General features: G+C 64.7%; 26 protein-coding genes. 12 read left to right on the plus strand and 14 right to left on the minus strand.

The genetic code is table 11. From position 1 onward, the window contains the following. Positions 1–5 precede the first annotated feature (5 nt). The 3 genes from BMY90_RS04210 (at position 6) to BMY90_RS04220 (ending at position 2,187) form a co-directional block, all read left to right on the plus strand. Positions 6–563 carry a hypothetical protein gene (locus BMY90_RS04210; protein WP_092701928.1) on the plus strand — a complete coding sequence of 186 codons (558 nt, stop codon included), beginning with the start codon at positions 6–8 and terminating at the stop codon, positions 561–563. 45 nt (positions 564–608) lie between these two features. Beyond that, the gene (locus tag BMY90_RS04215; RefSeq protein WP_092701930.1) at positions 609–1,055 is read left to right on the plus strand and encodes an energy transducer TonB; all 447 of its coding nucleotides are present in this window, start codon (positions 609–611) and stop codon (positions 1,053–1,055) included. Positions 1,056–1,179: 124 nt separating this feature from the next. Next, positions 1,180–2,187 (plus strand): class I fructose-bisphosphate aldolase, encoded by a 1,008-nt coding sequence (locus tag BMY90_RS04220; protein ID WP_092702306.1) that lies wholly within the window; start codon positions 1,180–1,182, stop codon positions 2,185–2,187. Between the two features lie 78 nt (positions 2,188–2,265). On the opposite strand, the gene BMY90_RS04225 is transcribed toward BMY90_RS04220, so the two are convergent. The 3 genes from BMY90_RS04225 to BMY90_RS04235 all read right to left on the minus strand — a co-directional run bounded on the left by BMY90_RS04225 (position 2,266) and on the right by BMY90_RS04235 (position 4,489). Further along, positions 2,266–2,865 (minus strand): outer membrane beta-barrel protein, encoded by a 600-nt coding sequence (locus tag BMY90_RS04225; protein WP_092701932.1) that lies wholly within the window; start codon positions 2,863–2,865, stop codon positions 2,266–2,268. Between the two features lie 184 nt (positions 2,866–3,049). Further along, entirely contained in the window at positions 3,050–3,643 is a 594-nt protein-coding gene (locus BMY90_RS04230) for a porin family protein (protein WP_092701934.1), read from the minus strand. Between the two features lie 258 nt (positions 3,644–3,901). Then, positions 3,902–4,489 carry a porin family protein gene (locus tag BMY90_RS04235; RefSeq protein WP_008207531.1) on the minus strand — a complete coding sequence of 196 codons (588 nt, stop codon included), beginning with the start codon at positions 4,487–4,489 and terminating at the stop codon, positions 3,902–3,904. Positions 4,490–4,738: 249 nt separating this feature from the next. On the opposite strand from BMY90_RS04235, the gene tkt reads away from it, so the two are divergent. Beyond that, positions 4,739–6,739 (plus strand): transketolase, encoded by a 2,001-nt coding sequence (gene tkt, locus BMY90_RS04240; RefSeq protein ID WP_092702308.1) that lies wholly within the window; start codon positions 4,739–4,741, stop codon positions 6,737–6,739. 1,003 nt (positions 6,740–7,742) lie between these two features. On the opposite strand, the gene BMY90_RS04245 is transcribed toward tkt, so the two are convergent. From BMY90_RS04245 to BMY90_RS04260, 4 genes are read right to left on the minus strand one after another with little or no spacing between them, the layout of a single operon-like run. After that, positions 7,743–8,159 (minus strand): hypothetical protein, encoded by a 417-nt coding sequence (locus BMY90_RS04245; RefSeq protein ID WP_092701936.1) that lies wholly within the window; start codon positions 8,157–8,159, stop codon positions 7,743–7,745. After that, positions 8,156–8,626, minus strand: a complete 471-nt coding sequence (locus BMY90_RS04250) for an Mpo1 family 2-hydroxy fatty acid dioxygenase (RefSeq protein ID WP_092701938.1) — start codon at positions 8,624–8,626, stop codon at positions 8,156–8,158. The genes BMY90_RS04245 and BMY90_RS04250 overlap by 4 nt, the downstream gene beginning before the upstream one ends. A gap of 24 nt (positions 8,627–8,650) precedes the next feature. Beyond that, entirely contained in the window at positions 8,651–8,983 is a 333-nt protein-coding gene (locus BMY90_RS04255; RefSeq protein ID WP_092701940.1) for a DMT family transporter, read from the minus strand. Positions 8,984–8,986: 3 nt separating this feature from the next. Further along, positions 8,987–9,883, minus strand: a complete 897-nt coding sequence (locus BMY90_RS04260) for a phosphoribosylaminoimidazolesuccinocarboxamide synthase (protein ID WP_092701942.1) — start codon at positions 9,881–9,883, stop codon at positions 8,987–8,989. A gap of 286 nt (positions 9,884–10,169) precedes the next feature. Between BMY90_RS04260 and BMY90_RS04265 the strand changes: the two genes are divergently transcribed. The 3 genes from BMY90_RS04265 to rpe all read left to right on the plus strand — a co-directional run bounded on the left by BMY90_RS04265 (position 10,170) and on the right by rpe (position 12,098). Then, positions 10,170–10,490, plus strand: a complete 321-nt coding sequence (locus BMY90_RS04265; protein ID WP_092701944.1) for a c-type cytochrome — start codon at positions 10,170–10,172, stop codon at positions 10,488–10,490. Next, positions 10,487–11,302 carry a co-chaperone DjlA gene (gene djlA / locus BMY90_RS04270; RefSeq protein WP_092701946.1) on the plus strand — a complete coding sequence of 272 codons (816 nt, stop codon included), beginning with the start codon at positions 10,487–10,489 and terminating at the stop codon, positions 11,300–11,302. Before BMY90_RS04265 ends, djlA begins: the two co-directional genes overlap by 4 nt. Before the next feature lie 121 nt (positions 11,303–11,423). Further along, on the plus strand, positions 11,424–12,098 hold the full coding sequence (gene rpe, locus BMY90_RS04275) for a ribulose-phosphate 3-epimerase (protein ID WP_092701948.1): 675 nt from the start codon (positions 11,424–11,426) through the stop codon (positions 12,096–12,098). Between the two features lie 318 nt (positions 12,099–12,416). On the opposite strand, the gene BMY90_RS17185 is transcribed toward rpe, so the two are convergent. Next, on the minus strand, positions 12,417–12,554 hold the full coding sequence (locus BMY90_RS17185) for a hypothetical protein (protein WP_175481490.1): 138 nt from the start codon (positions 12,552–12,554) through the stop codon (positions 12,417–12,419). Positions 12,555–12,860: 306 nt separating this feature from the next. On the opposite strand from BMY90_RS17185, the gene pdsR reads away from it, so the two are divergent. From pdsR to BMY90_RS04290, 3 genes are read left to right on the plus strand one after another with little or no spacing between them, the layout of a single operon-like run. Further along, complete coding sequence (pdsR, locus tag BMY90_RS04280) at positions 12,861–13,550, plus strand: proteobacterial dedicated sortase system response regulator (RefSeq protein ID WP_008209455.1); 690 nt, start codon at positions 12,861–12,863, stop codon at positions 13,548–13,550. After that, positions 13,550–14,176 carry a hypothetical protein gene (locus tag BMY90_RS04285; RefSeq protein WP_037098894.1) on the plus strand — a complete coding sequence of 209 codons (627 nt, stop codon included), beginning with the start codon at positions 13,550–13,552 and terminating at the stop codon, positions 14,174–14,176. The genes pdsR and BMY90_RS04285 overlap by 1 nt, the downstream gene beginning before the upstream one ends. A 31-nt stretch (positions 14,177–14,207) precedes the next feature. Continuing rightward, positions 14,208–16,226 (plus strand): ATP-binding protein, encoded by a 2,019-nt coding sequence (locus BMY90_RS04290; RefSeq protein ID WP_092701950.1) that lies wholly within the window; start codon positions 14,208–14,210, stop codon positions 16,224–16,226. 9 nt (positions 16,227–16,235) lie between these two features. Here the strand turns inward: BMY90_RS04290 and BMY90_RS04295 are convergent, their stop codons facing one another. Together BMY90_RS04295 and BMY90_RS04300 are read right to left on the minus strand one after the other, a co-directional pair. Then, positions 16,236–17,168, minus strand: a complete 933-nt coding sequence (locus tag BMY90_RS04295) for a pilin (protein WP_175481491.1) — start codon at positions 17,166–17,168, stop codon at positions 16,236–16,238. Positions 17,169–17,364: 196 nt separating this feature from the next. After that, positions 17,365–18,528 carry a pilin gene (locus BMY90_RS04300; protein ID WP_175481492.1) on the minus strand — a complete coding sequence of 388 codons (1,164 nt, stop codon included), beginning with the start codon at positions 18,526–18,528 and terminating at the stop codon, positions 17,365–17,367. A 308-nt stretch (positions 18,529–18,836) separates the two neighbouring features. Here BMY90_RS04300 and trpE point away from each other — a divergent pair, with 308 nt between their 5' ends. Then, positions 18,837–20,327, plus strand: a complete 1,491-nt coding sequence (gene trpE / locus BMY90_RS04305; protein ID WP_092701956.1) for an anthranilate synthase component I — start codon at positions 18,837–18,839, stop codon at positions 20,325–20,327. Positions 20,328–20,913: 586 nt separating this feature from the next. Continuing rightward, positions 20,914–21,099: a hypothetical protein gene (locus BMY90_RS04315; protein WP_092701958.1), complete on the plus strand. Its 186-nt coding sequence runs from the start codon at positions 20,914–20,916 to the stop codon at positions 21,097–21,099. 133 nt (positions 21,100–21,232) lie between these two features. Here BMY90_RS04315 and BMY90_RS04320 read toward each other — a convergent pair whose 3' ends face one another. The 4 genes from BMY90_RS04320 to BMY90_RS04335 form a co-directional block, all read right to left on the minus strand. Then, positions 21,233–21,418 (minus strand): hypothetical protein, encoded by a 186-nt coding sequence (locus BMY90_RS04320; RefSeq protein WP_092701960.1) that lies wholly within the window; start codon positions 21,416–21,418, stop codon positions 21,233–21,235. 57 nt (positions 21,419–21,475) lie between these two features. Continuing rightward, positions 21,476–22,288 (minus strand): N-acetylmuramoyl-L-alanine amidase, encoded by an 813-nt coding sequence (locus tag BMY90_RS04325; protein ID WP_092701962.1) that lies wholly within the window; start codon positions 22,286–22,288, stop codon positions 21,476–21,478. Between the two features lie 187 nt (positions 22,289–22,475). Continuing rightward, positions 22,476–23,528 (minus strand): serine hydrolase domain-containing protein, encoded by a 1,053-nt coding sequence (locus tag BMY90_RS04330; protein WP_092701964.1) that lies wholly within the window; start codon positions 23,526–23,528, stop codon positions 22,476–22,478. 172 nt (positions 23,529–23,700) lie between these two features. Further along, on the minus strand, positions 23,701–24,420 hold the full coding sequence (locus BMY90_RS04335) for a M15 family metallopeptidase (protein WP_342741498.1): 720 nt from the start codon (positions 24,418–24,420) through the stop codon (positions 23,701–23,703). Positions 24,421–24,461 lie beyond the last annotated feature (41 nt).

Here is a 24,461-nt window from a genome sequence, read left to right on the forward strand (position 1 = left end):
GGGGCATGAAAACGACGCTTTATACGGTGTTGTGCGTTGCTATCCGGCTGGCTGCGGTGTTGATGGCCGTGGAGCTGCTTGTGGCGTCGCCGGTGTATTTGCTGGGGATGCCAGACCATGCCTTATCTCTTTTTGGTGTGGCCATGGTTGCCATGGGGCTGCTGATTGCCTTGGCGTTGTGGCTGAAACCGGGGTTGCTGGCCAGATGGGCGGTCAGGCGATCAGGTCATGAGACCCTGGAAAGTTCCTTGAGCGCGGATGCTATTCAGCGTATTGCCTTTGCCACGCTTGGGGCGTGGTTGTTTGTTGATGGTTTGGCTCGTGCCATACCGCAAGTCTGGATGCTATGGAGATTGCACAGAATGACCGAGCTGTATCCGGGTATGGCGGCACCTGCCGGGCAGTGGAACGGTCTATTGTTCTCCGGAGTAAAGCTGGTGGCGGGCATCGCTTTGACACTGGGTGCGCGTGGGTTGACTGGCATGCTCCACCGCTTGCGTGGTTATCCGCATGTCGACGACAAGGCGGCAAACCATGACACGGGCGTCGCGCAAGACGATTAAACTGCGTGCGTGCACCCGCTTTCGCCCCTGCGCAGGAGATTCCCGATGAACACCACGTCACGCCGCCTCTGTCAGTCGTTGTTGCTGGCTTCCGCCGTGCTCTGCACCCTGCCGGTATTGGCGCAGGAGGCTCGCAAGGTGAGCCCGCAGCAGCTGTACAACTACTGGATCCGCCTGAACACCAAGGTGCAGGTGAACATGCCCAACAGCGGCAAAAACCTGCTCAAGCCCGGTTGCGTGGCGGTCAGCTACCTGATCGGCTCCGATGGCGTACCGTTGCACGTGAAGGTGCAGAAGGTCGTGCCGGCCAGCGACCTGGGCCCGGCGGCGGCCAGCGCAGTAACCAATTTCCGTTATGGCCCGTCGCTGAGCAACCGCAGCCACAACCCCGTGGCGACCTACTACGTGGTGCCGTTCAACTCCCCCGACGACAAGGCGGCCCGCGACAAGCTGATGGCGCCCTGCGCCCTGCCGGGCTACAACCAAGGCTGAACCGACGTCTGTCGCGGATGCCGGTTCCGGCTACAATGCGCGGTTTGAGCCTTGCCAGCCCGTAGTGGGCGGCATCCACCCATGGGGCGGCCGAGTGGCCGCCATCAGTTTTGCGGAGTCGTTCATGAGCATCGAAGATCTCGAAAGCATCGCCCTGGCGATGGTTGCGCCCGGGAAGGGCATCATCGCCATCGACGAATCGACCAAGACCATCGCCAAGCGCTTCGAGGCGGTCGGTATCGAGAACAGCGAGGAGAACCGTCGCGCCTATCGCGAGCTGCTGCTGACCACGCCGGGCCTGAACGAGCATATCTCCGGCGCCATCCTGTACGACGAGACGATCCGCCAGAAGACCAGGGACGGCGTGCCGTTCACGGAAGTGATGAAGAAGGCCGGCATCATCCCCGGCATCAAGGTGGACAAGGGCCCGGTGCCGCTGGCCGGCTTCCCGGGCGACGTGGTCACCGAAGGCCTGGACGGCCTGCGTCCGCGCCTGGAAGAGTACGCCAGGCTGGGTGCCCAGTTCGCCAAGTGGCGCGCGGTGATCAACATCACCGAGGACAATCCCAGCTCCACCGCGATCGAAGCCAACTGCCACGCGCTGGCGCGCTACGCCGCGCTGTGCCAGGAAGCGGGCCTGGTGCCGATGGTGGAGCCGGAAGTCATCATGGATGGCGACCACACCATCGAAGTCAGCTACGAAGTGCACGAGGCCGTGCTGCGCAGCCTGTTCAACGCGCTGTACGAGCAGAACGTGATGCTGGAAGGCACCATCCTGAAGTCCAGCATGGTCATTCCGGGCAAGGCGTGCGACGAGCAGGCCAGCGTCGAGGAAGTGGCCGAAGCCACCGTGCGCGTGCTCAAGACCTGCGTGCCGGCCTCGTTGCCGGGCATCGTGTTCCTGTCCGGCGGCCAGACCGACGAGCAGAGCACCTCGCACCTCAATGCCATGAACCGCATGGGCCCGCACCCGTGGCCGCTGTCGTTCTCCTACGGCCGCGCCATGCAGCAGGCCGCGCTGAAGCTGTGGTCCAAGGACATGAAGGCGAACTACGCCGACGCCCAGAAGACCGTGCACGCGCGCGCCAAGGACAACGGCCTGGCCGCACTGGGGCAGTGGAACGGCAAATAAGCCGGCTCCGGTTTCGCGACAACAAAAAACGGGCGCCTCGCGGCGCCCGTTCTTGTTTTCGACGTTTGCAGCCGTCGATCAGAAGCGGTATTCGGCGCTGACCGAGTACACCTTGTTGCCAATGTCGTAGCCGTGGCCGTTCATCTTGTAGTAGTCGAAGTTCGCGCCAACGCTCCAGTGCGAATTGAAATCGACACCGGTACCAACGCCACCGTACCAACCCAGCGATTGTTGGCTGCCCGATGCACGCTCGGTGCCGAAGGCACCTCTGATGTCGGTCGCGGTGAGCTTGGCGCGCAGTTTCCAGATGAAGGCGCCGCCGCGGGCCGAGATGTACCACATGCGGGTTGGGTTGAAGTGACCGTTGATGCCCAGTGTCCAGCCATCGCCCGAGAGCTTGCTGTTCACGTTGCCATCGCTTTCCTTGACGCTGCCCAGGTTGGCATAGCCGGCCTCCACACCGATGAACTGTGACCGGTAACCGGCATTCACCAGTACGGCCGTGCCGCCGGTTTTGCTGCCCGAACCGGAATAGCCATCCGCGTTGACGGATGCGCTGTAGTCGATGGTTCCGACATTGCCGTTGACGAACCAGCCGGTGAGGTCCTTGGCCTGGGCGCTAGCCGCCATGCAGGCGCCTGCGGTCAGCAGGGCAATGACTGCAATCTTCCTTTGCACGAGTTGTTTCCCCTTGTCGAGTTCCTTCGTAGGCCCGGCACGACATGCCGGGCGCCGGCACACGTCCGGTGTGCGGCGGCCGCATTCTAGGGGAGTGGTGACGCAAGGAGACAGTGCCCCGGGCGCAAGAAAAAACGGGCGCCTCGCGGCGCCCGTTCTTGTTTCCGACGTTTGCAGCCGTCGATCAGAAGCGATATTCGGCGCTGACCGAGACCATGTCGGTGCTCAGGTCGACGTCGTGCTTCTTGGCGTTGTAGTAGTCGTAGTTCAGGCCGAGGCTGAAGTTGTTGGTGAAGTCGTAGCCGAAGCCGGCGCCGGCGTACCAGCTGGTGTCATCCAGGCGATGGCGGGTCGGCAGGTCGTCGTTGCTCAGGCCGTGGCCCTTCCAGCCGTAGATGCCGGTGCGGGCACTGACATACCAGTTCGGGCTGATGTTGAAGTGGCCGTTCACGCCGGCGGTCCAGCCATGCAGCTGGGTCTTCTGGCGATCGACCACGCGATTGCCGTTGAAGATGTTCTTGGCGTGGATGTTGCCCAGATCGTTGTAGCCGATCTCGGCGCCCAGCGCGACCGACGGGCTCACTGCCCAGCGGTAGCCGCCGTTGATGCCGTAGCCGGTGTCGTGGCCGTCATACGGCCCCTTGTTGATGGAGGTGCGACCGACGTTGCCGTTGACGAACCAGCCACCGTTGCCGTTCGGCGCACTCTGCGCGAAGACGGCCGGGGCGGCCATCAGGCCGGCGGTGGCGAAAGCGAGGGCGAGCAGCGACTTCTTCATGGAGTGTCTCCTGTTATTGGAAAAACGGTGACCGACCGGGTTGGGGAAAACGGCGGTACCGGTGCCGAATCGGAATGAAATCCGACAAGGACGAATACTTAGATGGAGCACTACGGAAAAGATTCAACGACCGTAGTAAAAGCATTAAGTCTGAATTAATTCAGCAATCGTTCTGTTTTCTGAAACGTTGGGCTGCCAGGCAATCAGGCGCCTCCAGGCGCCTGATTGCACAGGCTTTATCAAAGCCGTTTCAAGCCATCAGAAACGATATTCGCCCGATACGGTGTAGACGTTCGGGTTCATTTTCAGACCCTTGTCGGATGCGCCGTAATAGTTGTAATTCAGGCCCACGCTCCACTGCGGGTTGAAGTTGTAACCCACGCCGGCGCCGGCGTAATAGCTGGTTTTCTCGAAGTGGCGGAATTGCGCATTGTCGCCGCCGGTCAGGCCTTCGGCCTGGGCGTAGAAAGCGCCGCCGCGAATTTCGGCGTACCAGTTCGGCTGGAAGTTGTAGCGCAGGTCGAGGCCGGCGGTGCTGCCGCGCAGCTTGGACTTGGTGCCGGGCAGGCCGTTATATGCGCCATCGGCCTTGGTGCGACCCAGGTACTGGTAGCCGACTTCCACGCCCAGCGAGGTTTCGGGGTTGATCGCGAAGCGATAGCCGCCTTTCACGCCGCCGGCGAAAGCGCCGTTGTCGTAATTGCCCTGGGTGATGTGGGCATAGCCGGCATCGGCGCCGACGTACCAGCCGTGCTGGGCCGTGGGGGTGGAGTCTTGCGCGAATGCGGCAGGAACCGCGATCAGGCCGCCGGTGGCCAGGGCAAGGGCAAACAACGTCTTGTTCATGGGGATGATCCTCTTGTTTTTGATGCGTCCCGCGACGCCTTGGGGAAAGGTGATGTCGCGGTCCGGCAACCGTCATGTAGCGGTGCCGTGCCATTAGATGGGCACACGCCTGAAGGGTTTCAATACCGTTAAGTGCAGTATTAAGGTCGGGTTAAGTCCCGCCCTCGGGCAGCATTGCTGCGCGACATGCCCATGGCGATCGGCGACAATGACGGTTTTTCGTCACCGCAGCCCATCGGAGATGCTTTCATGACCACCCGTCGCCAACTTGCCAATGCCGTGCGTGCCCTTGCCATGGACGCCGTGGAGGCGGCCAACTCCGGTCACCCGGGCATGCCGATGGGCATGGCGGATATCGCCGAGGTGCTGTGGAACGACTTCCACCACCACAACCCGGCCAACCCGCACTGGTTCAACCGCGACCGTTTCATGCTGTCCAACGGCCACGGCTCGATGCTGCAGTACGCCGTGCTGCATCTGTCCGGCTACGACCTGCCGATGAGCGAGTTGAAGCGCTTCCGCCAGCTGCACTCGAAGACGCCGGGCCACCCGGAAGCGCATGAGACGGTGGGTGTGGAAACCACCACCGGCCCGCTGGGCCAGGGCATCGCCAACGGCGTGGGCTTCGCGCTGGCCGAGAAGGTGCTGGCCGAGCGCTTCAATCAGCCCGGTTTCAATGTGGTCGACCACCATACCTGGGTGTTCTGCGGCGACGGCTGCCTGATGGAAGGCATCTCGCAGGAGGCGATCTCGCTGGCCGGTACCTGGAAGCTGGGCAAGCTCACCCTGATCTACGACGACAACAACATCTCCATCGACGGTGAAGTGCCAGGCTGGTTCACCGACGACACCGCCGGGCGTTTCGAGGCCTGCGGCTGGCACGTGATCCGCGACGTGGACGGCCACGATGCCGAGAAGGTCAAGGCGGCGCTGGCCGCGGCCAAGGCCGAGACCGGCAAGCCCACGCTGGTGATGTGCAAGACCATCATCGGCTTCGGTTCGCCGAACAAGGAAGGCACCGAATCCTGCCATGGCTCGGCGCTGGGCAAGGATGAGATCGCCGCCGCGCGCGACATGCTCGACTGGCGTTCGCCGCCGTTCGACATCCCCGCCGACATCTACGCCGGCTGGGACGCGAAGGAAGCCGGCGCCAAGCTCGAATCCGAGTGGAACGCGCTGTTCGCCGAGTACGCCAAGGCGCATCCGGAACTGGCGGCCGAGTTCAAGCGCCGACTGGCCGCCGAGCTGCCGACCGACTGGGCCGAGAAGTCGCAGGCGTTCGTCGAGAAGCTGCAGGCCGAAGGTCCGAACGTGGCCAGCCGCAAGGCCTCGCAGATGACGCTGGATGCGTTCGGTCCGCTGTTGCCGGAACTGATCGGTGGCTCGGCCGACCTGGCCGGTTCCAACCTCACCATCTGGAAGGGCTCGGTCAGCGTTACCGAAGCCAGCCCCAACGCCAACTACATCCATTCCGGTGTGCGCGAGTTCGGCATGACCGCGATCGGCAACGGCCTGGCGTTGCATGGCGGCTTCGTGCCTTACGACGCCACCTTCCTGGTGTTCTCCGACTACGCGCGCAACGCCGTGCGCATGAGCGCATTGATCCCGGCGCATTCCATCCACGTCTACACCCACGATTCGATCGGCCTGGGCGAAGACGGCCCCACCCACCAGCCAGTGGAGCACATGGCTTCGCTGCGCTACATCCCGAACAACCGCGTATGGCGTCCCTGCGACGCGGTGGAGTCGGCGGTGTCGTGGAAGTCGGCGATCGAGCGCAAGGATGGCCCTTCGTGCCTGGTGTTCTCGCGCCAGACGCTGAAGCACCAGCAGCGCACCACACAGCAGCTGGCCGACATCGCGCGCGGTGGCTACGTGCTGTCCGATCCGGCCGACACCAAGTTCAAGGCGATCCTGATCGCCACCGGTTCCGAAGTGGAGCTGGCGATGGAAGCGGCGCGTGCGCTGGCGCAGCAGAATGTGCCGGTACGCGTGGTGTCGATGCCGTGCACCGAAACCTTCGATGCGCAGCCGCTGGAATACCGCGAAGGCGTGTTGCCCGGCTGGTGCCGCGCGCGCGTGGCGGTGGAAGCCGGCATCGCCGACTTCTGGCGCAAGTACGTCGGCCTGGACGGTGAGGTGATCGGCATGACCACCTTCGGCGCCTCGGCTCCGGCGCCGCAGTTGTTCGATTACTTCGGCATCACCGTCGCCCACGTGATCGACGCGACCAGGCGCGTGATCGGCTGAGGCTGGTTTTCGTGTCGTGAAAAAGGCGGGCCGTCATGGCCCGCCTTTTGTTTATCAGTCAGGGTAGGCGAACGGGTTTGCGTGCTGGGCGTTAGTGCTTCACTGGATGGCGGCGCTTGCCCGCTGCTGTTCGGAAGGCTTTTGGGGGCATGTCGCCTTGGTTGGAATGCCTTTGCTACGTGCCGCCACCTGCGGTGTCGGGGGTTCCGTCCGCCTGCCGGCGGGCGGGTTCATTTTCTCGCTTGTCCACAAACGCGTCTGGAACGTGTTTGAACGGCGAAGCCGACCCGAAGGGCGGAGGGCAGGATGCCCGGAGTAAAAAACGGAACCAAAAGAGGGACACCCTGCGTTCGCGCCCACCGGCTCTGCGAGCCGGCGGGTTCGCGCACGGCTACGGGGGTTCAGCGACAGGGCATCGGGCAACTGCGTCCTGCGTTGCCTCAACTCCGGCATCCATGCCGTCGCCTGCCCTGGCGCTGAACTGGCCGGCATCCATGCCGACCACCCTGCGGGCCTGATCCTCCGCCGTGCGCCGCTTCTCGAAGGGTTGGAAGAGCGAGCCAGCGCTCAGCTACAGCGCAACCATGTGCCTTATTTCCTAGCCCTCAGTATCCGGTGACGGCGCGGAGTGGCCGCCGGTGTAACAGGAAGTGTCACGCTTGTTCCAAACTCCTCGACCGCTATGGCTTGTAGGGTCGGCGGGTCCCATAGGCCATTTCTCTGGGTTACGTCTCTTGACTACGGGCATCCTGCCCTACGCCCTTCGGGCCAGCTTCGCTGTTCGCCACTGCTCCTGCAGTGGCGTGGGCCAGCAAAGAGAGGTAACTCGGGCGCCGGCAGGCGCTCGAAAGCCCGCTGCAAGCGAGCCAATCACCGACCACGCCAATGCAAGCGAAAGCCCGCCGCAGGCGAGCCACCCACCGACCACGTCAGAACGAGCAAAAGCCCGCCGCAGGCGAGCAATCTGGCAATCACGAAGAGCACAAGCCAAACCGAAAAACCGTCAGGTCACCCCGACCGAGGTGGCCACCCCAAAGACAATCGCCATCACGATGGCGACGGCCAGGCACGCGCTGGTCGGGCGAATGCGCCGCTGGTCGAAGCGCGGAATCAATCGCCACAGCAACACCACACCCACCAGCATGTCGATCACCAGCACCAGCCGCAGCAGGCTCGAGTGGAGCAGTTCACCGTAGGGTGGGCGCACATTGCCGACATGGATGGCCACACCGGCCACCATCAGCACCCCAAGCAATGTCCAGAGCAGGCAGGCCATGTAGACGCGGTTGAATACGGGCGGACCCTGTTCGCACCAGCGCAACACCACCCACGCGATCAAGGCGCAGAACAGCGCGCCGATGGAGCTGTAGAGCACCCACCAGACCAGACTGCTGAGCAGGGTGAGCAAGGTCGCGGTCATGCCGAGGCTCCGAGGCCCAGTTTGCGCAGCAGCTTTTCCATCAGCCACGCGGGGCCGATCAGCAGATAGGACATGTCGGTGAGGAAACTGGGGCGGCGCCCTTCGTAATGATGGCCGATGAACTGGCCGATCCAGGCGATCACGAACACGATGACTGCCAGGTAGCACAGGTGCTCGGCACCCAGCCGCTCATACAGCACGTGGGTGATCAGGCCGAGCACGGCGAAGGCGACCAACAGGGCCGTCGCCAGGCGACGCGAGCGCTGCCAGTACCAATAGAACGCCAGCACCATCACCAACACGGCCCAGGAACCTTGGCGGGCCAGCGAGGCCGGTATCGGAATGGCCCAGAGCAGGGCGATTACCGACCACACGATCGGTGGTACGCATAGCCAGTGCAGTCGCTGGTTGGTCGGATTGCGATGGTCGCTGCTGTAGCTGTCGAGCCACTCCTGCATGGTACGCATGGTTGGAATCCCCCGGTTGGGCGCTCAGTGGGCGCTGCTTTTGGATAGCAGGTTCAGCACCAGGACGCCAGCAACGATCAGGCCGATGCCGATGCCCCCGGCAAAGTCGATTTTCTGGCGGAACAGCACCGCGCCGATCAGTGTGATCAAAACGGTGCCGGCGCCTGCCCATACCGCGTACGCGATGCCCACCGGCATGCGTCGCAAGGTGAGGCTGAGGAAATAGAACGCGGTCGCGTAGCTGGCGACCACGATCACGCTGGGCCAAAAGCGGCTGAAGCCTTCGCTGGTCTTCAGCGCGCTGGTGCCGATCACTTCGGCGATGATCGCGATGGTCAGCGACAGCCAGGCGTTCATGGGTCAGTCCAGCCGGATACCGGCGAGCCGTTCCAGCGCCTCGGCATACTTGGCGCGGGTACGCGCGATGACGTCGGCGGGAATTTTCGGGCCGGGTGCCGTCTTGTTCCAGTCCTGCGTTTCCAGCCAGTCGCGCACGAATTGCTTGTCGTAGCTGGGCGGGCTGATGCCGACGCGGTATTCGTCGGCGGGCCAGTAGCGCGACGAATCGGGGGTAAGCATTTCGTCCATCACGTACAGCTTGCCGTCTTCGTCGGTGCCGAACTCGAATTTGGTGTCGGCCAGGATGATGCCGCGCTCGGCGGCGTAGGCGGCGGCCCATTTGTAGATGGCCAGCGTGGCGTCGCGGACCTGGTTGGCCAGCTCCACGCCGACGGCGGAAACCACCGTATCGAAACTCACGTTCTCGTCGTGGTCGCCCACCGCAGCCTTGGTCGAGGGGGTGAAGATCGGTTCCGGCAATTGCTGCGCCTGTTGCAGGCCGGTGGGCAACGTGATGCCACACAATGTGCCGCTGCGTTGGTAATCCTTCCAGCCCGAGCCGATCAGGTAGCCGCGCGCGATCGCTTCCACCGGCACCGGTTTCAAGCGACGTGTCACCACCGCGCGCTTTTCGTACAGCGCCGGGTCCACCCCGGCCGGCAACACCTCGGCCAACGGGGTGTGCAGCAGGTGGTTGGGGATGATGTGTGCGGTCTTGCCGAACCAGAAATTGGAAATCTGCGTGAGCATCTCGCCCTTGCCGGGAATCGGGTCGGGCATCACCACGTCGAAGGCGGACAGGCGGTCGGTGGCAACGATCAGCAGCCGATTGCCAGACAGCGCATAAACATCGCGCACCTTGCCGCGGTGGATCAGGTCGAGGCCGGGCAGGTCGGCTTGCAGCAAGGTGGTAGGCACGTGCGCTCCGAATACGTTGGGTGGAGGGATCGCCCATTGTAGCGGCGCCGCGCCGCAGTGGCGGCGTGAGCGTTCAGAAGCGTGGCCACGGCCATCGTCCGACTGCAAAGTCCTGTCTGCGGTCCATTTTTCCGCCGCTTCCTGGCCCAGGGCACTGCCATGGGCCGCCGAATCGCCGAAAAGCGGGCCTCACAGGTGAGGCATTTCGCCTCGAACCATGGCTGTGACCCACGCTCCCGCGGCCGGCACTGCTAGAATCGGCGACTTTATTGTTTCCTTCCTGCCGATGCGAACCGTACTGATTGCGGCACTCAGCTTCGCTTTTGCCTTTCCGGCCGTGGCCGCCACGCCGGCGAAGCCCGTGCGGCTCGGCCTGTGCGCGGCCTGCCATGGCGACACCGGCATGGCTCGCGTGCCTGGCGTGCCCAATCTCGCCGGGCAGAAGCTGGACTACCTGCGCAAGGCCCTCAAGGACTACCGCGATGGCAGCCGCAACGTGGCGGTGATGCGTGCCGCCATCGGCCCGCTCAGCGATGCGGACCTCGATGCGCTAGCGCAGTGGTACAGCGCCCAGTTGCCGCAGCCGCCGGCCAAGTCGCAGCCATGAGTTACACCTACACCATCTGGTTCGCCATAGCCGGCCTGCTGCTGGGCCACGGCGTCGTCGGTGCGGCGGTGGGCGGCATCATCGGCTTCGTGCTGGACAACCTGCGCTTCAGCCAGCGCCGCAGCGCCACGCCGGAAGCCGGTGGCTTCGTGGGGCCGCTGTTTGCCCTGCTCGGTGCGGTGGCGAAATCGGACGGCCGGGTCTCCGAGGCGGAAATCGCCGTCGCCGAACGCATGATGACGCGGATGGGCCTCAGCGCGGAGTTGCGCCAGCAGGCCGTGGCCAGCTTCAACCGCGGCAAGCAGCCGGAATTCGACGTCACCCCGATGATCGACGAGCTGCGCCAGTGGGTCGGCTTGCGTCGCGACCACGCTTTCCCCGTGCTCGACGTGGTGATCGAGACGGTGCTGGCCGAAGGCAATCCGCCACCGGAAAAGATGGCGATCCTGCGCCAGTTGGCCTTCGCCCTGCGGGTCAGCGACATGGAGCTGATGGCGCTGATGGCGATGAAGGGCTACGCATGGAACGCCGGCACCGGTGGCCAGCGCGGCTACAGTCGCGGTACCGGCGGAAGTGGCGGCTACGTGCCGCCCACGCGAAATACCCAGGGCCCCGATCCCTACGCCATTCTTGGCATTGCCCGTGACGCGGATGACCGCGCGGTGAAGCGCGCTTATCGCAAGCTGATTTCCGAACATCATCCGGACCGCCTCGGCGACCTGCCCGAAGACATGCGCAAGCGCGCCGAGTCGCGTGCCAGCGAGATCAATGCCGCCTACGACCGCATCAAGGAAGAGCGCGGGTTCAAATGACCGAATGACATGTAGGAGCGCACCCTGTGCGCGAAAAGCCTACGAAGCGATGACGCCGTAAACTTCCATCGCACCCCTTCATCGCGCACAGGGTGCGCTCCTACATCGCAGAGACGACGCCATGGCCAAGCAATCCCCCGTCATCGCCCCCTCCATCCTTTCCGCCGATTTCGCCCGACTGGGCGAGGACACCGCCGCCGTGCTGGCCGCCGGTGGCGACTGGGTGCATTTTGACGTGATGGACAACCATTACGTACCCAACCTCACGATGGGGCCGATGGTGCTCAAGGCGCTGCGCAAGTACGGCGTCACCGCGCCGATCGACGTGCACCTGATGGTCAAGCCGGTCGATCGCATCGCCCCGGATTTCGCCAAGGCCGGCGCCAGCCTGATCAGCTTCCATCCGGAAGCCAGCGAACATGTCGACCGTACCATCGGCCTGATCCGTGACTCCGGCTGCAAGGCGGGCCTGGTGTTCAACCCGGCCACGTCGCTGGATTGCCTCGACTACGTGCTGGACAAGCTCGACCTGGTGCTGATCATGTCGGTGAACCCCGGCTTCGGTGGCCAGAAGTTCATTCCGATGGCGTTGGAGAAACTGCGTCGCGTGCGTCGCATGATCGACGAGCGCGGGCTGGACGTGCGGCTGGAAATCGATGGCGGCGTCAACGCCGACAACATCGGCGCCATTGCCGCCGCCGGCGCGGATACCTTCGTCGCCGGATCGGCGATCTTCGGTGCGGATGATTACGCGGCGGAGATTGCCGCCATGCGCGAGGCCATCGCCCGCGCATAAAAATCCCGACGCAACGAATTGCGCCGGGATCAAAGAGCGTCGTGACGACGCTTGAGGAGAGCACCATTGACTTGCGCACCTGCGCCGTCGCGATCGTGGAGGCTCAAACCAACGCTCGCGGCGACTTCCACGGCCATGGAAGGCGCGCCTGTCGAAGTATCGGACCGGGTTCTTTTCGATTGGTTCCCTGAACGCGGAAAATCCGCGACACGGCCCACCTGCGCATGCCGGGCAGCAGCGAGGCCGCGCGCAAAACGCAAAAAAAGCCCCTCCGCGGGGAGGGGCTGAAGGAACGGCGGGAAAGCCGTGAACGTGCGGTTACAGCGGTTGCCTGTTCGGATCGGCGCGCTGGCTCCAGGTGGTGACCGGCGCGCATCCTTTCGCGCCGGTCACGCCCACGCCTTCCACGGCAATCGAAACGATCATGGCAAACGGCATCAAACGGGATCGAGACATGTGGGCGCTGCTCAAGGCAGCATCAGCAACAGCGCCAGCAGCAGGGCACCCAGTGCCAGCACCACGCGCAATGGCTCGAAGTGGTGCAGTTCGGCATCGGGATCGGGGCGCTGGGAGGTGTTGGGCATCGTCGGGGTTCCTGCGGGGCTGGATTCCATCAGGCGCCCGTCAGCGGCGCGTCAGCCGTCCGCCAGCGGGCGAAGCGGCGACCGAATCGGGCAAAACGCGGGCAGTGGCGAACGGCGGCTTGCGCGAGACCGCCGCGCATAGCACGCTGCGCAGCATCACCTCACAGGACAATCGCCCATGGGTCGCAGCATCGCCATCGTCGAGGACGAACCGCTGATTCGCGCCAATTACGTCGAGGCGCTGAACCGTTTCGGCTACGACACGCGCGGTTACGGGTCGCGCCAGGATGCGTCCACCGCGTTTGCGGCCAGGTTGCCCGAGCTGGTCATCATCGATATTGGCCTGGGCGACGAGCCGGAAGGTGGCTTCGACCTGTGCCGCGAATTGCGCGCCAAGTCGGGCACGCTGCCGATCATCTTCCTCACCGCGCGCGATTCGGATTTCGACGTGATCTCCGGCCTGCGCCTGGGCGCCGACGACTACCTCAGCAAGGACACCAGCCTGCACCAGCTGGCCGCGCGCATCGCCGCGCTGTTCCGCCGGATCGAGTCGCTGAAGGCGCCGACGTCCAGCGAGACGGTGATCGAACATGGTCCGCTGAAGCTCGAATCCGAGCGCATGCGCATCACCTGGAATGATGCGGAAGTACCGCTCACCGTCACCGAATTCTGGATGGTGCACACGCTGGTGCGCTTCCCCGGCCACGTGAAGAACCGCGACCAGCTGATGCGCGAGGCCGAGCTGGTGGTGGATGATGCCACCATCACCTCGCACATCAAGCGCATCCGCAAGAAGTTCATCGCGGTGGCGCCGGAGTTCGATGCCATCGAGACCGTGCATGGCGTCGGCTACCGGTGGAAGCCGTGATGCGCGGATGTCGTGCGTGGCTGCTGCTAGCGCTGTGCGCGTACGGCATATCGGCATGGGCGGGCGGAGCAGCGGCGACAACGGCCGGGTCGGGCGCCACCCCGGGCAACGTGCTGGCCCATGGTGCGCGCGACGGCAAGGTTCCGGCTTGGGCGATTGCCGTGGACACGCCGGCCGGCTGGACCCGCGATTGCTGCACCTATGCCCGCGCCATCGGCGTCGACGCGGTGCTCTACCAGGGCGAATGGACCGGCAAGCCGCAGCGGGTGATGGTGCTCAATGTATGGCCGAGCAAGTTGCCCACGTTGCAGGCCGAGCTGGATGCCGATCGCAAGCATTACCTGCAGCGCGATCCGACCGCGAAGACGCGCAGCTTTCCCGTGCCGCATGCCGCCATGCCGTGCCAGGCCACCGTTTACGAAGGCAGCGACCATGTCGACGACGTGGTCGCCTTCTGCGATCCCGGCAAGGCCAGTGGCGTGCGCCTGAGCTGGTCGATGAGCTTCAACGACGGCGGCCCGCAGCAGCGCGCCTTGCTCGACGACTTCATGCGCGTGGTGGTGGCTTCGCATTACCGGCACTACGTGGCGCCGCCGTTGGCGAAACCCGCGGCGGCCGCCCACTGAGCCGCGCATTGCATAACCTCATGGCCACGCCATGACCCTGCGCCGCAAACTGCTGCTGGTGGCTCTGTGCACGCTGGCTTTGCCGGTGGCCGGCTGGCTGTACGTGCGGCAGATGGAGACGCTGCTGCGCGAAGGGCAGGCGCAGGCGTTGATTGCCTCGGCGCGGGCGGTGGCGCGCAGCCTGGTGGTGACGCATGCGCCGCTGCCGCAGGGCGACACCGGCTGGTATGTGCAGCAGGCGGTGAATCCGATCACCGTGGATGGCTACGGCGACGACTGGGCACCCATGACGCCGTGGAGCCAGTCGCTGGGCACGCGCGGCAAATTGCTGCTGGCCAGCGATGCGGATGGCCTCTATCTCTACGCCGATATCCGTTGCGCGCGGCGCACGCGGGCCGATGCCGACGATCCGGGCGCGCTGCGCGCTGACCACATCACCGTGCTGTTGGCGAATGCCTCCGGCCAACGTCGCTATTTGTTGGCCAGCGCCGCACCGGGACCGCTGGTGGCCGAGCCGCTGGATCCGGCCGTGCCGGGGTTGCCCGATCGCATCGACGCCTGGTGGCAGGAGGACGGCAGCGGCTACCAGGTGGAATTGCGCCTGCCGCCTACGCTGGCGCTGGATCGGCTTGGCGTGGGCGTTTACGACGGCGTGGCCGGTGGCGATCCCACGGCAGTCGATACGCGGCCCCTGCTGCAATATTCCGATCCGCTGGCGCATGAGCTGACCCAGCTCGCCCCGGTCGATGTGCACGCGCGCGTGTTTTCGCGGCAGGGCTGGTTGCTGGCACAGAGTGGTCGACTGGGCATGGCCGGGCGGCAGCCGGGCTGGTTCGCTTCCGTGGTTTATCGCGCACTGCTGGCCGATCGTCTGCATGATGCCGAACCGTGGACCGAGCAGGCGCCGAAGCCAGGCCTGCCCGAAGTGCAGACGGCGCTGAAGGGCAAGCCTTCGGCCATGTGGCGCTGGGGCGAGCAACGCGGCACGGTGGTGCTGGCGGCGGCAGTGCCGATCGAACGACAGGGCAAGCCGGACGGCGTGCTGCTGCTGGAGCAGGCCAGCCGCGCGGTGCCGCTGCTGGCCAATCGCGCGCTGTTCGGTCTGCTGCTGACCAGTTTCGGCGTGCTGCTGGCCGCGGGCATCGTGCTGTTCGCGTTCGCCACGCGCTTGAGTCTGCGACTGGGGCGCCTGCGCGACGCTGCCGAACGGGCCCAGTTGGACGACGGCCGTCTGGACGGCCATTTGCGCGGCGAGCATTTCCCGATGGTCGAGGCCGATGACGAGATTGGCGATCTGGCGCGCAGCTTCTCGCGCTTGTTCGAGGTGGTGGGTGGCTATACCGACTACCTGCGCACGCTGGCCTCGAAACTGTCGCACGAATTGAATACGCCATTGGCGATCGTGAAGTCCTCGCTGGACAACCTTGAGCACACCTTGCTGGCACAAGGCGAATTGCCGCCGGATGCGCAGCCCTACCTTGCCCGCGCCCGCGATGGCGTGGCACGACTGGGCGCACTGGTGCGCGCGATGAGCGAGTCGAGCCGGATGGAGCGCGCCATCGCTGCGGCCGAGCCGGAAGACGTGGACTTGTGCGAAGTGGTGCGTGGCTGCGCCGAGGCCTACCGTCCGCTGATTGGCGAACGTCGACTGGAATGCGTGTTGCCGGAGGTGCCGTTGCATCTGCATTGCGCACCCGAACCGATTGCGCAGGCGCTGGACAAGCTGCTGGACAACGCGTTGTCGTTCACGCCACCCGATGGCTGGCTGCGACTGACCCTGCGCGTGATCGATGGGGGTGCCGAAATCGAGCTGGCCAACCAGGGACCGCCGCTACCCGCGGCGATGCAGGGCCGCCTGTTCGATTCGCTGGTGAGCCTGCGTGACAAGGCCACACCCGGCGATGCACCGCATCTGGGCCTGGGCTTGTACGTGGTGCGCCTGGTTGCCGAGCGCCACGCTGGCACGGCGGCGGCACGCAACCTCGACGATGGCAGCGGCGTGGCCTTCAGCCTGCGCCTGCGTGGCATGCCGAGGCAGCGGCTGGGTTGACGGCGCTGGCTAGTGACACGACTCCGGCAGGTAGATCGCTTCGATGTCAGGGCTTTCGCAGTGCCACACGATGGCCCCGCCCTGCGCTCCGGCGACCCACGCCAGTTGCTTGCCGCGCAGCGGTACGAGGGCGTGTTCATCGAAGCGGGTCACCAGCGCCGTGCCATCGTCGACCGCGTACACCACGAAGCCGCTCAAGTTGTTGCCGGCGTAGGCCTCGGCCTCCTTTAAACCGGCCTGTGTGTTGCTCTGTGGCCACGCACGATGGAGACCGATTGCGTCGATGATTTGCTGTTTGAGTGGTTCGGCTTGGGCCAGTGCACCGGCGACTTGCGCGCGCACCACGTAAATCTGGTAAGCGGGCAAGGCGAGCGCAGCCACGATGACGACGGCAGGGATGACGAAGCACACCCATAACACGGCCTTGGGCGGCTGTGGCTGGGTTCGTCCGGTCTGCTGCCAGTGGGCCAGCCAGCGCAGCTGCCCCTGCAGGTAGAGCAGGTTCAGGAAGAACAGCGTAATGGCGCCAATGCGTACCGGAACCCGATAGGCGGCCATCTCCCGGCGGATCGACGCGGCCATGGCGAAATAGGCGATCAGGTACAGCACCACGTGAACCAGCTGCAGCAACATGCCCAGGCGCATCTGGGTGCTCATCGGTGCGCCGATCTCGTGCGATGTCTCGGTACCGGTCAGGACATACCCGAGGATGGAGCACGCCAGCGCGACCCACAACAGCGACTTCGCACTGCTCTGCGGGTCGATCTTGCGCACCCAGTTGGCCTGGACGAATGGCCAGATCAAGGTAAACAGGCCAAACGTGAGCACGCTGAACAGGAAGACCCAGCCCCAGTGCAATGCAGGCGGGGGCGGCAGGGCGGCGCGTTCGGCCGTCGTCTGCCGCCATGATCCGGCACTGCTGCTCACTGACTCCCGTGTCATGTCGTCGCGTTCCATCGGCATCCCCTGTCGTGAATCGCAAGATTATACGATTGTCACGAGAGGGCAAGCCCGGTTGCAGCGGATGGCACCTGGGGGCTGCTGAGCGCCTGGCCAGGCGCTCTGGAGGTGCAGCGGTTCCGTGTCGTATCGCGTGTGCGGCGCCGCTTGCATGACGTGGCCAGGAGCAACGGCCGGATCAGCGGCAGCCGCGCGGCAGATCGCGGTCGGGCAGGGTGCTGTCGCCGCAGCTCCAGCTGAGCGTGGCGCCGCTGGGCGAGGGCGTAAGCACCAGCAGCTTGTCGCGGATCGTGCGGTTGGTTCCCGCGGTGTCGTAGGTCACCACGATGCGGCCATTCACCACGTGCACGCCGGAAACATAACGGGCGGTGATGCTGTCGCCGTCGGCCAGGCCGGCGGCCTCGTTGTCGGCCGGAAACTCGCCGTGGCTGGTGTAGTACTCGGTCACCGCCACCCGGGCACCCTGCGCCAGCGTGGCGCCCTGGTAGACCTGTGCCCGCACGATGTAGCCCTGGTAGGCCGGGATACTGATGGCCGCCAGTATCGACAGCACGAACGGCACGATGAGGAACAATGCCCAGAACACGCCCTTGGGCGCGCGCGGCGTCACCTGTCCGGTGCGCTTCCAGCGGGCGACCCAGCTGAGCTGGCCTTGCAGGTAGTACATGGTGAAGAAGAACAGGGTGACGCCGCCGATCTCCAGCGGCAGGCTGCGCCCGCCCAGATGGTCGCGCATCGAGCCGGCCATGGAGAAGAACGCCACCAGGTACAGCACCCAGGAGGCCAAAAGCAGCAGCCCGGCCAGGCCCAGCGAACTGCCACCGCCATGCGCCAGCGCTGCCAGGCTGATGATATACATCGGATAGCCCAGCACCACGCAACCGGTGGCCAGCCCCAGCAGCAGCGTGGCGTTGCTGCGCGAGTCGAGCTTGCGTACCCAACTGGCCTGGATGAAGGGCCACACCAGCCCGAAGATGCCGAAACTGAGCACGGCGAACAGCCATACCAGGGCCCAGTGCAGCGATGGCGGCATGGGCACGTCGTCGCGCTCGTCGTACGCGGGCGCATCGTCATGCCAGGCGGAAAAGCCCTGCGTGCGATCAGCAGCAGGTGGGGACGGTGGCGGAGCAGGTGGTGCGGGTGGCGGAGGCGGCGCCGGTGGCTGCGCTGCCTGCGGCGGAAACAGGGTGGCCAGCGGCACCCAGTCGGCCATCCCCTCGCGCCATGCCACCGCGTCGGCGGACAGCTTGCCCTCGCGCTGCCACTGGCGGATCTGCGCTTCGCTGTACGGACCGTACTGCTTGCCGTTCTGGCCGATCCATGTCTGGTTCGTGGTTGTCACATCGCACTCCCTGTGGGTCATCCTGAAGTTCGCTGTCACCCACGCGTTGGCGGGTAACGACATGCTTTCCATGGCCGCGCCATCGGAAAAACAATCACCAGGGGAATCCATGCGCGCATCACGCGTCGACAGACCGGAAGTCCGGTTTGTCTATCGCGAATCGCCGAAATCGAACCGGTTCCCCGTTCGATGCATTCCCCTGAAGCGAGATTAGTGGCAGTGCCATCGGCAGAACAAGCCGGGGTGAAGAGCGTGCCCATGGCCGTACAGACTGCTATCTTGATGCACTTTCCCCGCAGGACCCCCACGTGATTTCCCCAGGCAAAATCAGCCAAGACGACTTCGATGCACTGGCCGCGCAGGGCCACACCCGCATTCCGCTGGTGCGCGAGGTGTTCTCCGACCTGGACACGCCGCTGTCGGTTTACCTGAAACTGGCCGATGGCCCGTACACCTTCCTGTTCGAATCGGTCGAGGGCGGCGCCACCTGGGGACGCTATTCGATCATTGGCCTGCCGGCGAAGCGGGTGTATCGCCTGCGCGGACATGAACTGGAAGTGGAGGACTCGGGTGAAGTCACCGAGCGCCGCCACCTCGACGATCCGCTGGGCGAGATCGAGAAACTGCGCGCGCAGTACGACGTGCCGCGGCTGCCGCAGCTGCCGGCGTTCAGCGGCGGACTGGTGGGCTACTTCGGCTTCGAGACCATCGGCTACATCGAGCCGCGCCTGGCGCAGTGGGACCGCGCCGACGAGCTGGGTACGCCCGACGTGCTGCTGATGCTGGCCGAGGAAGTGGCGGTTTTCGACAACCTCAAGGGGCGGCTCTACCTGATCGTGCATGCCGATCCGTCGCAGCCGCAGGCTTACGCGCAGGCGCAGCGCCGGCTCGACGCGCTGGTCTATCGCCTGCGCCAGGGCGGCGCGGCCTATCCGCAGCTGACCCAGTCCACCGCGCTGGACGAAAGCGATTTCAAATCCTCCTTCACCAAGTCCGAGTTCGAGGCGATGGTGGAGAAGGCGAAGGAATACATCCGCGCCGGTGACATCTTCCAGGTGGTGCCGTCGCAGCGGCTCAGCGTGGGCTTCAATGCGCGGCCGGTGGATGTGTACCGCGCGTTGCGCGCATTGAATCCGTCGCCGTACATGTATTTCGTGGATCTCGGCGCGACCCAGATCGTCGGCTCGTCGCCGGAAATCCTCGCCCGGCTGAAAGACGGCAAGGTACTGGTGCGCCCGTTGGCCGGCACGCGCAAGCGCGGTGCCACCGAGGCCGAGGACCAGGCGCTGGAAGCCGAGCTGCTGGCCGATCCGAAGGAACGCGCCGAGCACGTGATGCTGATCGACCTGGGTCGCAACGACATCGGCCGGATCAGCGAAACCGGCACGGTCGAGGTCACCGATTCGTTCGCGATCGAGCGTTACTCGCACGTCATGCACATCGTCTCGCAGGTGCAGGGCACCGCCAAGCCGAACCTCAGTTACATGGATGTGCTCAAGGCCACGTTCCCGGCCGGCACGCTCTCGGGCGCGCCGAAGATCCGCGCGCTGGAAATCATCCAGGAACTCGAACCGTACAAGCGCAACATCTACGCCGGCGCCATCGGCTGGATCGGCTGGTGGGGCGATGCCGACACTGCCATCGCGATCCGCACAGCGGTGATCCAGGACGGCCGTCTGCACGTGCAGGCGGGCGCCGGCATCGTCTACGACTCCGACCCCGCCGCCGAGTGGGAAGAGACGATGAACAAGGGCCGCGCACTGTTCCGCGCGGTGGCGCAGGCGGCGAAGGGGTTGTGAGGCGGCCGGCGTGGTGTGTCACCGCAGCACTGCTGCTGGCGATGACTGAGAGCGGCGACCGATTCTGAGTTATGGTTCATGGAAACCCTCCACTGCTGCGCTACCATCCAGTGCAGGACAACAGCGAGGGAACGTTGAAAATGGACAGATGCCCGAAGCAGCCAGCGTGGTACGCCTACTTCCGAGAGAACATGGAGCAGATGCACTTGCCGTCTCCTACATCTTGGTATTCGACGCAACATGAGATAACCGGTGCGATCTCCGGACTGGTCGCGTTGTATTCAAGGCTCGGGCCACGGGTGACCGTCTTTGAACTATTGAAAGCCGGCACAAAGATGGACGGGCTGGTTGTGGTCGGCGGAATGTCCGCCTCTTGGTACCTCGGGGCTGCAGTTGGCAGCGCGGCCGTAGCAACTGGTCGGTCCCTTTCGTGTGGCACGCAGATAATCGATGTGCTTGGCTACGCAGCACGAAATCGCATGCTAACACCGAGTATTTCACGCCAGCTTGTTTCCCACCCAGAGATATACGACACCGTCCGACGTAATCGTTATCTCTATGGGCAATTGGCACGGGGGGCGGCAGCGTGAAAGCGCAAACTAAGGTAAAAATGAAAGACGACGTGGCGTTACTGACTGTAGCCATCGTCTGCTGCGCAGGCGCTGTGCTGTTCTGGCGCTTTTTGGGCGAGGCGGGTGGTTCTATCCTGTTTATCATCGCCGTTGCGTCTCTCGCGTGGGACAACATCCGGCTTCGCCGGAAGCTGCGCTGACCTTCTTGAAACGGTCGAGAGGTTCTAGTTGGCTTCCCGTGGTGCCAATGAAGCAATGGGCGCACTGCCGGCAGTAGTACGGAAAGTTCTGAACAGTTTTCGGGATACCGAGAACAGCTTCACGGGTGATCGTTTACTTCGCCCAGTCGGCGATGCCTTGGTGCAGTCCTTGCGCAAAGCCCGTAGCGAACTGCGCTCCGCTTCCAGTGAGGAACAACGCGATGGCCGCAGCGAGCATCAGCTTGCGTGCGTTGCGCCGATAGCCGATGACCAGCAGCGTCGCTCCGACCACAAGTAGCACGAGTTGCACATAGATCATCGGTCGGTCGTCCGTGAGAGATGGAAACCACATGATGCATCATGCGACTTCTCCATGTCAGGGTGACTGTGGTGCCGGTGCGGCGCAGGTGTTGGCCGTCGGTTCGATCTGCTGCGCGAGGTTGTAGAGAACGCGCAGATCCTGTGCGTCCAGCGTGTCGCCGTCCATGCCGCGGAAATGGTGGTGGAAGGAGCGCACGGCGGCGGGGCGGTCGTCCAGGGGATAGCCAACCACGGCCAGCGCCATCCATGGATCGAAACCTGCGGGTGGATCGCATAGCGGGCCTTTTGGCCAGCGGCCGAAACCGGCATCGGCGAGTTGTTGCCACGGGAATAGCGGGCCGGGATCGTCCTTGCGTCCGGGGGCCAGGTCTTCGTGGCCGATGATTTGCGTGGGCGGGATGTGCAGCCGCGTAGTGAGGTCGGCAAGCAGGCGCAGCAGGCTGGCGATCTGCGGTTGGGCGAATGGCGTGTGGCCATCGTTGTCCAGCTCGATGCCGGTCGAAGCGGAGTTGAGGTCGGTGATGGTGCCCCAGCGCCCCGGCCCTGCGTGCCAGGCACGCAGCTGATCGGCCACCAGTTGGTAGATGTGGCCGTCGCTGCCGATCAGGTAATGCGCACTGACCGGGCCGCCGCTGTTGCGGGTGCGCAAGGTATCGAGTGCTTCCTGCGCCGTATGCTCGTTGGTGAAGTGCAACACGATCAGCACCGGCCGGCGAATGTCGTGGTTGGGCGAAGGCACCCAGGTGGCCAGCGGGTTGCGCGGCGGCGCGTGGGCGCAGGCAGCGAGGAGTGCGAGTGCGAGCAGCAGGGTGGCTGTGCGCAGGAGGCGTGGGATCGGGAGTGTCTGGCGCATGGCGGTGGGTTTCATGAGTGGTTTTTGCTCGTCATTCCGGCGCAGGCCGGAATCCAGTCAAACGACTCGTGCGAAGCACGCAAAACCGGTTTCGTGTGCTTCGCACGCATGCTTCACTGGATGACCAGACCTTCGTCTGTTGAAAAGCTCCTCCAGCTTGCGCTGGAATGACGGTAAGGAAAGGTTGGGGTAATGACGGTAGTCAATGTAAGAACGGCTCGGCGATGGCTAGCACGGTGCGGTAAGGTTCCGGCGTGTTGCGGTTGCTGAGCAGGACCACCGTGAGGTGCTGCTTCGGCCAGCGCACGATCACGTTGCGGAAGCCGATGCTTTCGCCGGAGTGCCACAGCGTGTCGCCGGTGATGCGCCAGCCGAAACCGTAACTGGCTTCGTACGGTTCGCCAGTGACTTTGACGTGCGGGCTGAAGGCCAGCTTGCGCGAGGCATCGCTGAGCAGGCGGTCGTCGTACAGCGCGGCATCCCATTTGGCCAGGTCGTCGATGGACGAATAGATGCCGCCGTCGCCGCGGGTGGCGCTGGTCAGGTCCTGGTCGGTGCGTTGCCATTGGCCATCGGTTTCGCTGTAGCCGTAGGCGCGATGTGGCACCGTCTTGTCGTCGTGCACGTAGAGCAGGGTGTGGTCCATGTGCAGTGGCGTGAAGATGCGCTGCTTGAGGAAGTCCTGCAGCGGCAGGCCGGAGGCTTTTTCCACCACCAGACCGAGCAGCACGTAGCCGGTGTTGCTGTAGCGGTAGGTGGAGCCGGGCGCGAAGTAGGTGTGCGTGGTGGCGGAGACCATGCGCAGCACGTCCTGGTCGTTCAACTGCTTCGTGGCGCCGGTTGGAATCAGGTCCTCATAGTCGAGCAGGCCACCGGTATGGCAGAGCAGCTCGCGCAGCGTCACCTTGCCGGCGAAGGTCGGCAGCGACGGCAGCCAGTGGCGGATCGAGTCGTCGAGTTTCAGCTTGCCGTCCTGCGACAGCAGCAGGATCGCCGCGGCGGTGAACTGCTTGGTGACGGAAGCGAGGCGATAGTCGGTGGCCGACGTGGCGGCGACGTGGTGTTCCAGGTCGGCCATGCCGTAGCCGCGGTCGATCAGCGGCTTGCCATCCTTGATCACCAGCAGCGAGGCACCGGGAACGTCGCCGGTGTATTTCTGCATCAGGCGGTTGGCGTTCTGGATGGTGTCGGCGGTGGTGGCGTTTGTGGTTCCGACGACGAACAGCGACAGGGCGAAGAGGGTGACAAGACGCATGGCGGACCTCCGGAAGCCGGGGCTTGGGCCCCCTCCCTTCGGGAGAGGGGTTGGTGAGAGGGTTCGGGCGGAGCGGAGCGTTGCGCTCCGGCCGTACCCTCACCCGCCTGCCGGCACCCTCTCCCGAGGGGAGAGGGATTGTTTCGTGCAGGGCGTGGCGAGAGTGGGGCATTCATTGCACTGGCACGTCGTACAGCGTGTGCGGCGTGGGCTCGGGTGCCAGGGTGTAGTGCCACCACTCCATGCTGTAGTTCTTGAACCCTTCGTGCTCCATGGCGGCGCGCAGGCGGTGGCGGTTGGCGAGCTGGGTGGCACTGATGCCGGGGGCGTCGGTGTGGGCGCGTACGCCGAACCAGTCGAAGCCGGTGCCCATGTCCAGTGGCGCGCAATGCGTGCCATCGGCGGCGCAGCGCTCCATGGTCAGGTCGACGGTGGCGCCACGGCTGTGGCCGGACACGGGAGCGATGTAGACGCCGAGCAATTTCGACTTGTCCAGGTTCGGGTAGTGCTGCGGTTTGGTGCGCTGGTCGGAGAGGTCGTGCGCCCAGTGCACGAAGTCCGCCACCGCGCGGGCGGGGCGGTAGCAATCCCACAGCTTCAGCCGATAGTGCTGCGCTCGCAGATCGTGTTCGACCCGGGCCAGTGCGTCGGCAGCCGGGCGCAGCAGCAGGCATTTCGGGGCAAGGTAGCCGTGCACCGGCCGACCGACGAAGTTGTCGCGGCCGGCGTACTTGATGTCTTCGGCGATGTCGGGCACCAGGCTGCGGATGTCGACCAGGTCGGCCTGCGCCGCGGTCTTCGCGGGCGAGAGCTGCGGCGCCTGTTCGGCGGCCCGCACGACTTGCAGGCAGGCCGCGAGGACGATGAATGACGCGATGCCGTAGGAGCGCACCCTGTGCGCGAATGCTCTTGGCTTCGACCAAGCGCCAGAGC

Source organism: Rhodanobacter glycinis, assembly GCF_900114325.1.
GTDB lineage: Bacteria > Pseudomonadota > Gammaproteobacteria > Xanthomonadales > Rhodanobacteraceae > Rhodanobacter_A > Rhodanobacter_A glycinis.